This window comes from Trichocoleus sp. FACHB-90, from assembly GCF_014695505.1.
Lineage (GTDB): Bacteria > Cyanobacteriota > Cyanobacteriia > Cyanobacteriales > FACHB-T130 > Funiculus > Funiculus sociatus.
This window is the reverse complement of record NZ_JACJOK010000109.1, coordinates 1-12,496: the sequence shown is the minus strand read 5'-3', so window position 1 is coordinate 12,496 and position 12,496 is coordinate 1. Positions and strand designations below refer to the sequence as shown.

Annotated in this window: 7 protein-coding genes and 1 pseudogene; 5 read left to right on the top strand and 3 right to left on the bottom strand. The window is 42.7% G+C overall.

Going from position 1 to position 12,496, the window contains the following annotated elements; translation table 11 throughout:
• The first annotated feature begins 560 nt into the window (after positions 1–560).
• Positions 561–920, top strand: coding sequence for a hypothetical protein (locus H6F74_RS28970; protein WP_190445563.1), 360 nt, complete (start codon positions 561–563; stop codon positions 918–920).
• A 253-nt stretch (positions 921–1,173) separates the two neighbouring features.
• Here H6F74_RS28970 and H6F74_RS28965 read toward each other — a convergent pair whose 3' ends face one another.
• From H6F74_RS28965 to H6F74_RS28955, 3 genes are all read right to left on the bottom strand, one after another.
• On the bottom strand, positions 1,174–1,323 hold the full coding sequence (locus H6F74_RS28965; protein WP_190445562.1) for a hypothetical protein: 150 nt from the start codon (positions 1,321–1,323) through the stop codon (positions 1,174–1,176).
• Between the two features lie 274 nt (positions 1,324–1,597).
• Entirely contained in the window at positions 1,598–1,987 is a 390-nt protein-coding gene (locus H6F74_RS28960) for a response regulator (protein ID WP_190445560.1), read from the bottom strand.
• Positions 1,988–2,089: 102 nt separating this feature from the next.
• Complete coding sequence (locus tag H6F74_RS28955) at positions 2,090–3,487, bottom strand: sensor histidine kinase (RefSeq protein WP_190445559.1); 1,398 nt, start codon at positions 3,485–3,487, stop codon at positions 2,090–2,092.
• Between the two features lie 930 nt (positions 3,488–4,417).
• Between H6F74_RS28955 and H6F74_RS28950 the strand changes: the two genes are divergently transcribed.
• The 4 genes and pseudogenes from H6F74_RS28950 to H6F74_RS31275 all read left to right on the top strand — a co-directional run.
• A complete protein-coding gene (locus tag H6F74_RS28950; protein ID WP_190445557.1) occupies positions 4,418–4,717 on the top strand; it encodes a hypothetical protein in 300 nt (99 codons plus the stop codon).
• 94 nt (positions 4,718–4,811) lie between these two features.
• Positions 4,812–5,978 (top strand): response regulator, encoded by a 1,167-nt coding sequence (locus H6F74_RS28945; RefSeq protein WP_190445556.1) that lies wholly within the window; start codon positions 4,812–4,814, stop codon positions 5,976–5,978.
• Positions 5,979–6,322: 344 nt separating this feature from the next.
• The gene (locus H6F74_RS28940; RefSeq protein WP_190445555.1) at positions 6,323–12,406 is read left to right on the top strand and encodes an ATP-binding protein; all 6,084 of its coding nucleotides are present in this window, start codon (positions 6,323–6,325) and stop codon (positions 12,404–12,406) included.
• Positions 12,407–12,422: 16 nt separating this feature from the next.
• Positions 12,423–12,496: pseudogene (locus H6F74_RS31275) on the top strand (IS1 family transposase); the annotation flags it as partial.

The window sequence follows — 12,496 nt, the reverse complement described above, 5'->3', positions numbered from 1 at the left end:
AATTTCAGAATGAAGAATCCTTCTTTTTGATAAGCGGTGAAAACCGTAACGTTCGGTAAGTTTAATAAGGTATCTAGATGAAAGTCCATTGTTCTTTTTGGGTAAAATGTAGCAATTGCTACATTTTACCCCATGATGCCGCAAGACCCGGGATTTCCAATAGGAATTGCTGTAGCAGGCAGCAGTAGATAGTCATATGTTGGCAGCATATTTTCAAAGTTTTTCCGCTTTCTTTTGATAGATTTCTTTGGGCAGTCTTTTGATAGATGGAGAGATTGTTTTGTAGATTCAGGATAAAGAGACGTGCATGCGTTGATTGTGTTCGGTGGTGCAGCGTTCTTACCGATCCGACGAAGTGAAAGGAGTACATGGAGGGACGTGGTATCTGCTAGGATGCTAATATGGGTTTTCAGGTAATAGCCATGTTTTCCGAGCTGTCCGGCACTTCTGTTGTGTTTTAACTTGTGGATGTGTTTGGTCTGTTGAATCGGTATTGAAGAAAGCTTAAACTCCTTTAAGCTATGTCGCTGTAACTCACCCTTACAAATGGAGTGGAGTTAATGAGTAATTGGGATTGCGAGAGTTTTGAGGTACGAATTAGGGTTCCTAAGAATACTCCCGAAGCCGTGTTGCTTCAATATCTCAGTGCTAAATCGAAAGCCGACAAGCAATCGATAACTCTCAAGGCAATAAGGGCATTCTGGCTTCCTGTTGCACTAAAAAAACTTGAAAAAGCGTCTGAAGAGGAAATCAAGCATTGCGCTTATGAGCAGATGTTATTGATGGATAATCAGCGCTGCCACTTTATCAGCCTTTTTGGGCTGGAAGATCCCAGGCTGCATCAAATTGCTATGGCTGTCAGGCTTTCATCGCTGGCATCTCAGCATTCAAGTCCTTCGGTGGAAAAATTAGGAGATTGAGTTGGCTTCTACATCTGGGTTTGAAGTAGCGGCGTTGCATCAGTCCTCCGTTTGAGCAGTCCCGTTGCTGCAACCCTTCCTTGTAGCTCGTTCTTTTGCTCACAACCAGTGATTAGCTGTTCTCAACAAATTTTAGTTGAGAACAGATTACTTCACTTTTGTTCACAACCAGGGGTTCTTATTTTCAACTATCTTGGGTTAAAAGCAGTTCAGCTTGTTTTTGCTCGCAACTAAATTTGAGTAGTTGCGGTCTCTACCCCGTTCCGCCAAATTTGGCGGAACGGAAGACGGCGGCGATTTTAAGATGTAGAGCGATCGCGTTACTCTCTTGAACATCCAGACCAACCGCTGCTCTTAAGGGGGATGTCCTCTTGTTTGCTCGAAAACAGCTTGATGACGCCATCTAGAGGCAGGAGACCCGTCCCGCAGTTGCGGTACTAAATCCATCTCTCATGTGTCAGCTTACAAACCTTCACCACAGCCAGCCTGGTGGACAACCGGGTCATCCTACAAGACCGCGCTTGTTTTTTTATTGTGGTAGCCAAAAGGTAAGTTGAACAGCCTGTGTTGGTGCAGCAACCGTAGTTGGGATTTTGGAAAGTTATAAACTGAAATGAGGCTGTATTTCGCTCTGGAAGAGGTAAACACATCCGTACCCCACCCGACCGGCCGAATTCTTAGCTCTCAGATATTAAAGTTTTATGAATTGTAATTTTTAATTCATCAAAGTCAATGGGTTTGGCAAGAAAATCAAGACCCTGTAGGTTTATTGTTTCTTCAATGTTTTTGGGATCGCCGTAGGCGGAAATTACTATCGTTTTTATTTCTATCTCTATCTCTTTTATTTTTTTCAGCAAAGTCAGACCATTCATTTCTGGCATATTGATGTCTGTGATGAGTAAATCTATAGATTCATTTTGTATAACTTTCAAAGCTTCTATGCCATTGGGGGCAAATAAAAATTGGTATTGGTTAATTTTTATTTCTTGTTTAAATTGTTGAATAATTAGCCTTTCTAAGAGTGGTTCGTCATCCACAACTAGGATTTTAACTGGCTTGGCTGGCATAATTGACTCCACGAAGATAAAAAATGTTTTTTTCTGATTAGCGGTAATTGTGATTGCATTTTTTGACAACTCCGATAGATATCATTGCCTGGTATCTTTATTTTAAACTGCTTTTTTGGGTAAGACTATAATGAATTTTGTATAAACTCCTGGTTCAGTTTCTAGTTTCATTTCGCCCTGGTGCTGCCCAACGATAATGTCATGGGTAAGCGATAAGCCTAGACCCGTTCCTTCTCCGGGAGGCTTAGTTGTAAAAAAGGGGTTGAAGATTTTATCCAATATATTTTTCGATATTCCTTGACCGTTATCTTGTATGCTGATTTCTACTGATTCAGCTAAATTATTCGTTTTTACTGAAACAATTGGACTAAATTCTTCACCAAGCATTTTATTTTTAGTGTGGGCTGCATAGCAAGCATTATTAATAATGTTAATAAATGCACGATTGATATCTTGTGGTACGATTTCTACTTGACCGATAGAGGCATCGTAGTTTGTTTCTATACTGATATTAAAGTCTTTATACTTTTGCCGTAGGTTGTGCAATACAAGTTTTATAGACGAGGCTATCAAACCATTAATGTCAGTCATTTCTCGTTTAGAGCTTTCATGATGAGCGTGTAGCAGCATCGTCTGAATTATTTTATCGGCCCTTTGACCTTGCCGTTTTATTTCTATTACATTCTCTACTAAGTCAGACAAAATATCATTGATACTTTCAACGACTTCTGCATCTAGATATTGGCATTGATTTCCAATTTCTTGTTGTAGCTCTTGGGCTAAGTTAGCAGACAATTCAGCAAAGTTGTTAACAAAGTTGAGAGGATTCCTAATTTCATGGGCGACTCCTGCTATGAGAGCGCCCAAAGAGGCTAGTTTCTCTTGTGCGAGCATCTGTTTTTGCGCGACTTTGAGCTGCTGTAGAGTTTGTTCTAGCTGCTCATTTTTGTTCTTTAATTCCTGAGCGCGTTCTTCAACTTTTACTTCTAGGCTGTGGCTGTAATTCTCTAACTGCTCATATAGTAGGGCATTTTCTATGGAGATAGCGGCTTGAGCGGAGATGATTGTTAGCATTTCTAACCGCTCTGGGGTAAACGCTTCAGTGGTTTGGTTATTCTCCAAATAAAAAATGCCTATGAGCTTGTCCTCGCTGATGATGGGGACAACTAAGACAGATTTAGGTTGATGTAATTGTATGTATGGGTCATCTGTAAATTTTGACTCAGTGGTAGCATTATTTATCACAACATTTTCTAATGTCCGGGCTACATAATTAATTATTGACACTGGGAACTGCTCATCGTTATCAACCGGGGTAGATTGCAACAATTCTACTTTTATAGGGTCAACTTCACTAGCAGATGTCTTTATCAGCTGACCTTCTCGGTTGAGGATGAGAAAGCCTTTTTGCGCCCCCGCATTCTCAATCACACTAAGCATTAGTTTTCTAAGCAAGCTAGCTATAACAAATTCACTAAAAAGGGCTTGAAATGCTTTCATTACTGTAGTCAAGAAAGAGTTTTTTTTAACTACTGCTTCCAGTTATGGTTGGAACAGTAAATGTTTTTATGTCAAGGTTCGCAATTTGGCTAACTGAAGACTTTCAAAGAAAAGCAACTGTAGGTATCTCTCTTCTAAATCTCTTACCTAAGCAGATATTTTCTATCGGCGATAGCACTAACAGGTGTATAAACATTCCAATTTCGGGCATTGCGTCTTTACCTTTTGCTAGATAAAACTTTGCCGCTAGTTGATGATTCAGTGCTTCTTATAAGAAGCATTGATAAGTCCCTATTTTTTAGAAGGGTTAATGTTTGGTCAGAATATTCCATATTTGAGCAGTTCGGCTCCAGATATTGTGCTTTATAAGCGTTTAATCATTCATGACTATATTGATAATTTCCAGGGGCAGGGCACGCCCAGTGTTTATGTTTTTCTTGATTTTACTACCCCTAATGTAATATTTTTTTTGCATTCTCTATTTTAAATATTGTGATCCTGAGCAAGGGGGGCAAGACAATAATATAAGTTGTGTACGGCAATATATATACTCCCAATCACAGTGTCGATGTTTGCAGCAGCCAAGAATGTGCCGTCGGCTGCAAGGAGTTCTAAACCCACATTTAAATACCTGACGGCGACTTCATAAGCGATCGCTGCCTTGGCTTTTTTGCCAGCGTAGCAGTAGTCTTAAAAGTGAAGGGTTTCAGTTTCATGGTAATTAGGTTAGCCAGTGTATCTACAAAGATTAAAGATATTTTCAGTTGTTGTTTAAAATGTATTAAAGAATATCTCTCAAAACTACATTTTTGGGCATAGGGGCAATTCTTAATACTAAGAATGTACCGCCTAAGCTCTATTTTTAAAAGTTGTTGCTGAGAAAAATACCAAAACTTACATTAAATCAAGACCCCAGATGTTTGGTGAAGAGTGACGCTTTCGCAGACCCGAAGTTCCAAGCAAGAAGTAGAGAGCAAATTGGCAAACCTCTACGATATTTCAGGCAAGCGTTGGGTGGCACAGGGTTTCCATAGATTCATGGAACAGCAACATTGCCTAGATCCAGTGATTGGCATGGTAATTCATGCTACCCTTTTAAGCCGGGTGGTAGGGGAAGTAGCCAGATGTAGATGGTTACAGGAGCGTTACATAATACATCTGAATTCACCATCCACGGAAACTAAGTTTTACGGCTCGTACAGTTTATGGTACTTCTCTCTCCAGTTATAGGTTTGCTAAGGGAAACCTGTTAATATTTTATTATAATTAGGCACAAGACTTATTATAGTAGTATTTTCTTACCGCTAATCTGGGGAGGCAAGGTATGTCAGCTAAAATATTAGTAGTTGATGACGAGTTGCTTTGGCAACGTATCATAAGTCAGCAATTTAAAAAAAAGATACAAGCTAATGAATACGAGTTTATTTTTGTCCATAACGGTAAGGAAGCTTTAGCAAAAATTCAATCAGAGTGTCAGATAGATTTGATGCTAACTGATATTCATATGCCAGAAATGGATGGTCTGACATTACTTAAAAAATTAAATGATAGGAAAATTAGTATTAGAACAGTGATAATTTCTGCCTATGGGGATATGCCAAACATTAGAAAAGCTATGAATGAAGGGGCTTTTGACTTTATAACAAAACCAATAGATTTTCAGGAACTAGAAAAAACAATTGAAAAAACTTTGCAGAAAAGCGCACGAAGTGTAAGTGTGAATAGTTCAGCCTTATCTCCAACTGTAAAATCTAAAGAGCCGACTTTAAATGAGATTGGAAAGAAACCAAGGTCAAATAGTGTCTTGAGGCTAGCCAAGGAATTATCATTGCCTCAACAGTTAGGAGTCGTTTCCGAGTTGATAGAGACTTTTGGTGTCGAAGAGATAGAAGAGCTTAGGTATAAGTTAGAAGCCCAATTGTATATTGCCAGTGAGAACCAAGAAGAAAGAGAGTTGCTTCAGGTTGAAGATCGGGAGCGAGAGTTGAGAAATGAAATCCCTGTGAGTCTTTTTCAGAATGGGTGGATTGAGTCAAGATATACTTATAAACAACTTTCTACAGGCGAGAAAAAGAGGTATGGTCCATACTTCTACTTACGATGGAGAGAGGGGGGGAAATTACGCAGCAAGTTTTTGGGGAAAGACGACCCTCGCGCAAAAACAGAATCTAACAATCATGGCGTTGCTTCGCAGTCACTTCCTCCGGTGTCCCAACCAGGGTTAAGTGGGTCGGGGAGAAGCACAAGGGACGTAGAACCACGTAAAGCTCGTTTAGATCGTCCGCTTCCTGAAAAATCGCAGTCAACCATTGCTACTGCTATGCCTGCGGTGGACAAGGCGGTTGGTCACTCTGAGGTAAAATCCACGGAAACATCCAAATTGCCTACAAGCAAGCCGCCTATAAAGCTGTATGGTCCGGGTTTTGATAAGCCAGTACCCTCCCCAACGCAGGCAAAAACAACGGCTAGAAAAAGTGAGAAAAAGCCCTGAATCAAGTATTGAAGTTCATGTTCGCATTCGCACTTCAAAGGCTAAGAAATCTAAACCATGAAAATTGTTACAAGTAGTAGCTTGTGCGTTAACTTCGGTAAGCTGCCAGAGTTAACGCATTTTTATGATTTCACACACTGATTGAACGTCAAAACCCAAATCAAGGTGCGACCAAGGGCAAAAGGTCACGAAGGCAATATTTTCCTCCCTAACCCGGCTTTTATAACATTAAAAAAGTTGCAAATAAATCAAGTTTAAGGTTAGAATTGTTGCCCTAATCAAATGTGACTACATGGCTAACTGAAACGTTGCAATAATGTTTGGTCTTATCAAGGGTTCAATTAATGACTGGTGGTCTAAGTTCAGCACATAAAGGATATCAGTACCAAGACTTGGTAACTGCTTATTTCCTTGCAAGGAGCATAGTTGAGCAATTTGATGAAGTTACAGTTGATCGCAAAAGGTATGAGGGCGATCGCTTTGATGATTTAGAAATCCGTGCTGATTCCCGACTTATTCGTCGGCAGTTCAAGTATAGTAATGACACAGAACGGACTTTTGAGCGGGAAGATCTGACTACAGCCCGCAAAGAGCTACGAATTGATCAACTCGTCCAGTGTTACGTCAGTGCCGGAACATCGAAGGCAAACGAGTATCGACTTTGCACAACATGGTCTGCTCCAACAGATCCAGATTTCACAACCTTGCTGGAGGATGTCTCTGTTGAGTCTTCGTTCCCAGAACACTCAACAAAGCTGTATCGACTACGTGGAGACTTGATTTGGTCTGATGGGGGAGAGTGTCTCTGGAAGTTTCGTCAACGTAAAGGACAAAAGCCAGCCAGCCAGCCAGACAGCATCTCACGTCAAGATTTTCTTGAGTTTACCGAGCGCTTCGTGATTGAGCTGGAATGTCCCGCAGTTTCTGGAGATCTGACAAACCCCGGAGTGCTTGAAGGGCTTCTGCTTCACCTCCTAACAGAGAGCATTGGGGTAGGTCAGTATCCAAATCGGGATAGAAACCCCTTAGATGTTGCAGCCAGCTTGATCCAGATGGCATCCCAAGCTCGTGCAAATCATAAAACTCTGAAGCCATCCGAGGTCGTGGCAAATCTTCGGCTGAGAACAGACTATGGTCGTGTTGCTCAGCAGTTTCCGCTTGAAGAGTCGGTGCTTGTAAACCGAATAAGCCTGCTGGATACCCTTACTGGTGAAATTGAGTCTGAAAAAGTTGTTGTCTTCACTGGCGCACCTGGATCTGGAAAGTCGTGGACTCTCACTTGTCTTGCTGAGGAACTGAAAGAGGCAGGCCATTTGGTGGCACGTCATTACTGCTACTTAGAACCAGGCGATCCGGAAATTCAACGACGCATCACGAGTGATGTACTTTTTGCTAATTTAATTTACGATCTCATCAGTTCCAAACCATCACTTGGAGAACAGCATCGACCTCTTTACTCTTCTGGTCTGAGAGAGTTGGAAAACATACTTGAGCAGGCTGCTGAATCAAGCGAAGCAGCGCTAGTAGTTCTGATTGTTGATGGTATAGACCACATCTCTCGTGTCCTAGTAGAATCACCGTCACTCGCACCAGAAGCTACTGATATCGTCCAGCGGCTTGCTACGCTCAATTTGCCTGACGGTGTGCATTTGGTAATAGGCTCACAACCAGGCAATCACTTAACCCCCTTGAGCGATCGTGGAAAGAGTATCACCATACCGGACTGGAACCTTGCTGAGACAACAAACTTGGCAAAGCGCTTAGGAATTTTCGACTTGCTTAGAAGGGCAGGATTTGAAAATATTGAGGGGGAATTCGCAACGCTACTTCATGAGCGCTCAGAGGGAAATCCCCTATATGCAACTTTCCTGTGTCGAGAACTTTCAGCCAAGGTCAAGGATCGTGATGCAGTTGAGCCTATTACATTTTTACATGAAGCACCAACTCTTGAGGGCAATATCTCTCGCTACTATGACCATTTGTTGCGAAGCGCACCTCTTGGAAATATGGGCGCAGCAGTAGCAAACATACTTGGGTTGATCGATTTTGGGATTACTAGACAAGAGTTGCAAGAGATTCTGGGTCCTGCAATTTCTTATCTCATCCCGAATGCCTTTGAAAACCTCTCGCCTATCTTTAAGCAAGTAACAACTCAAGGTGGTGTAAGGATCTACCATGAAAGCTTTAGGCGCTTTATTACTGAGCGGCTGCGAGCGCAAGAAGTTCTAATTGCTGATGTTATTAGTCCAGTCATCGATTGGCTGAGGCGGCGTGGCTTTTATGAAGATTCAAAAGCTTACCGATTCTTGCTGCCATGCTTGCGTCGCGCAGGACGAAAAAAAGACATTCTCGATTTAATTGAGTTCGATTTTGTCTCTCGCAGCATTGAGACTGGACACCCACGCTCTGCACTTCAGGCAAACTTAATGCTTGCTATCGAGGTAGCAGCCGAAGAGCTAGATTGGGTCTGCCTTGTTCGTTTCTCTGAGCTTCATCGCTCCATCTACACCTGCTATGAAGAAAAGCTTAGAGACTTGGAGTTATATGAGCTTTATGGTCAAACCTTTGGAGAAGTGTTTGGAATGGATGTGCTGGTAGAACGCTTGCTCTTTGAGGGGCGACCAACCCTGCCAGCCAAACCTGGACTCCTCTTATGTTCACTGTGTGATGATGCTGGACAAACACCCCCCTGGAGTGAATATCTAGAACTTGAGAAGAAAACTACTGAAGAAGATAACAGTTCTGATTCAGATTGGATGCAAGTTGCGATCGCCAGATTTCATGGGCTGCTCCGGATTCATGGAGCCGAAGTCATGTGCCGACGACTCTCAAACTGGCTGATAGATGTTGAGGCTCCTCCAGCTAAATATTTGCGGGGTCTTCTCCAAAGGCTTACACAGTTTGGTGGGACAGATGCTCTTGAGTATTTGTTGGCTCAGTCACACATAACAGGTGAGATCGCTAGCATAATCAGGGTCGAGCTAGCCAAGATTCTTGAGGCAGATGGTAAACCCCAGCAAACGCTAGAAATGGCAACCTATGCTTTGGAGAGTTCCACATCTACAGAATTGGCGGCTGAATGTCTCTCCTTAGGTGTGCAACCTAGTAAAGTAGCAAACCACTTTCCAAATCTTGCTGAAATAATTACTGAGTTTGAGCCTGCTCGTCGTTTCTTTGAAGAGGAACCTGTGCGCCACTGGATTGCTGCTCTTAGAATTGCGGCAGCAGCCAATCCCAAGCTACTAACTGAGGTCAAAGAGCGACTCGAAGAAGGCAGTTGGTATCAGAATTGGCTACGTTTCGTCGTATCTTTGTCGGAAGCAGAGGTCAAAGCAAAGCTAAATTTAGCAGGGGCACAAGCAGAGCTTCTGAAAGCTGTCGAACTGTTGGCTAGCGATACACATCCGTTTAAGGGTGAGCCTCGTGCTATCGACCTTTATGCAATCAGAAAAGTTATTCACGAATCGATCTCTCGTGCGCTTCGTCTTCTACATGGAATAGAGCAGTGGGATTTAGTGCTGAATCATCTTTCCAAGATTTCCGTTGAAACAAATGGCTATGAAAAGTCTTCCATAGGACCGTTGGCTCCAGAAGTTTTGGTTGAACTACTGCTACCTTATGCCAGGAATCAGTCATTACATGAGTCTACTCATCGGGTGATTCAATATTTAGTAGAAAAGATCGAAGAAATTGGTCGGTTCTATGAGGTACATGCAACCTTCGATCTCTACCTAATTCAGTCCTTAATCGCTGGGAAAAAACAAAATGAAGCTTGTTCTCGATGGCAGTCTGTCGTAATCTACCTATGTGCATACGGTTTTCGTAAAGACGTTACTATCTCTGAACTGCTAGGTAGCCTTCCAGCATTGGGAAGAGTAGATTTACAGCGTACTTGTGATGCCATTAAGGTAGTGCAACCCCTTGTAAATGAAGTTTTTGAGCATACTGAAAGGATCGAGTATGTACATGGCTCTTGGTATGCAGCTTTATGTAAAGTTGATGCTGTGGCTGGACTGACTTTGCTGGCTCGTTCACTTGTCTTAAATGGCGGTGTAATTGATTGGCGGCTTGAGGATGGTTTGGGAGATGCAATTGATGCTACAAAGTCTACAGGAAACCCAATAATTCTTACCTTTCTCCAAGCTACTCAACCGTTTGATGGTCAAACTGATTCCGCTGAAGATCGGTTATCTGTAATTGAACGACTCTTCAAAGTTGATCCAAGTATTAGTCAGCATCATTTTCAATTACTAGCTGGACAAATACAAGGCAACTCTAAAAATTTCAACCCTGACGCATGGGAAAAATTGCAAGATTTTGCAGACGTTCACAATCTTTACCTACCGTCAGGTCAAGGTGTAGTGGGTTCAGAAGAAGCTGGACATCATCGAACTTCAGCAACAAATCGAAAATCCTCACTCCAGATGGAGGTTGTACCACCAGTTTTTTTACCTAATGCTGCTCCCCTGGATGTGATGAAAGGGTTGCACGACTTCAGCCGCCAATTTTCCTTCAGAAAAGGCAATTGCAGCGGGTTCCTTAATGCATTTGGTTATCGTCTTGTCGAGTTATTGGATGCAGGTGCAGAAGATGAAGCTATTCACCTCATACATTATTTTTCCCGTGAATATTATTTCTATGAAGATGCCGTGCTGCTTGCTGAGTTAGGGCAGGGATTAGAGCGGCATGGTTATCAGCATATTGCTGCGATCGCCTTTGTTCTAGCCTATTGCTACTCTCGTGGTGGCGGTGGATATCTTCGTCTAGGAGGCTCTCGATATGAACCTTGGCTTACCCATGCACTGAATTTGTCTAAAGAAGCGGCTCTACAGTGTTTTGCAGGTGAGGTTGCTCAGCTTCTGTACGAACCAACCTACATTATGGGTATCACTCGCCACCTAATTGAATTCTGTGCTGCCCAGAGTATGGCAGATATTGCTTTTGCATCTTGGAATGCAGCCTTCAAGAACATTCAACACCGTCTCCCTAGCTATGAAACGGTAGGTGGACCATTCTTACCCTACACACCAGAGGAAACACCGATATGGTCTATCGATGAGGGATTAGTAGCAGTGCTATTAGCTCGTGTGACTCATCCTGAACTAGAGCGAAAGATGACTGCTCTGGCTGGTTTGGCTACGCTGATTTTATCTTTTCCTGAACTGGTGATTGCTCCACTAAAAGAATTCCTCTGCCGCAATACACCCATCACTTCTACCCTATCAGTACTACAGGTACTGAATGACTCAGAAACATCTCCCTATCAAATTTCAATAGCGCTTCAACGTGAGTTTGCAGATTTAGCTCGATGCGAGATTTTTGGTATTCGTGTATTGGCACAAACACTTCTTCAACGGATTGGAATTGAGCCAGATATAGCTCCAAGAAGGAACTCAGAATTTGTTACTCCCCCAGTATCTTCGAGTAAGCAAGCAGCAGTAGTTTCTCTTGATTGGGGAGAGCGAGTTGAACGTTTAGTAGGAATTTGGCAAAAATTTCCAGCGCTTGTGGCATCGCGATTCGATCAACTTTGGCAAGGAGCAAAAATCCATCAAAAGCGCTCGCAAAGCCGCTACGAAGCATCAAGTAGTTCCGTTAGACATAAGTTGCCCCCAACTCAAATGTTGGGCTGGGAGCAAGAACTTTTTGAGAGTGTTTTTCACGAAGTACTCAACAGTATCGAAATTCAACTTTGGAATGAGGGTAAGTGGACATCCACTGCCACTCAGGAAATTGCAGAGCAAGTTTTACCACGCATCAAGCCTCAGATAGCCCGATGGCACAGCCGAGTTATACGCCCATCATTACCATTGCCTAGCGTTCAGCAATCAGCTATTTCCCCTGCTGTTTCCATTTCAGGTGAGGATACACATAACGGCTGGTACCGTTGTGGTTACTACGAGCGTGAGTTGATATTTGAAGACAAAGTGCTTGGTAACTTGAGCCAGGAAGTGACAGTATTTGCAGGTATCGAATTTATAAAGGGGCAAAAGTCCTTAGAGCAGGGAAGCTTACCTTTTGGGCGCGGAAACTCAAATGAATCATGGGATGGGCATGATGAAGAAGTGTTAATCTACCCACAAGGTTTTGCTGAACCACTTATTGGTTTGGAATGGGAATGGGACTTCTTAGGTTCTCGTCCCATCTTGATGCTACCGCCTCAGCTATCTATACGCTGCGGTTTACAACCAACACAATGGACTAGTCGTTTGGAACTTGTGGATAGCCAGGGAGAATCTGCTGTCCTTTTTCGTTGGTGGAGTGTCAGACCTGTGGGCGACACACTAAGCGAGCAGACTCCAATTTTACAAGGCTGCGACCTTATTGTTCGACCAGACGTATTCGAGCAAATAGGTCACTTTTCCATACAAGCACCTATTGAAGTGAAATTAGTACAGCAAAAACGGCGTTGCATAATAAGGGTATGAATTAGGGGAAATCGCCATGCAATGTCCTGAGTGTGGCTCCTCCCATGTCCGGAAGAATGGGAAGAACAAAGGTAAGCAAAATCACATCTG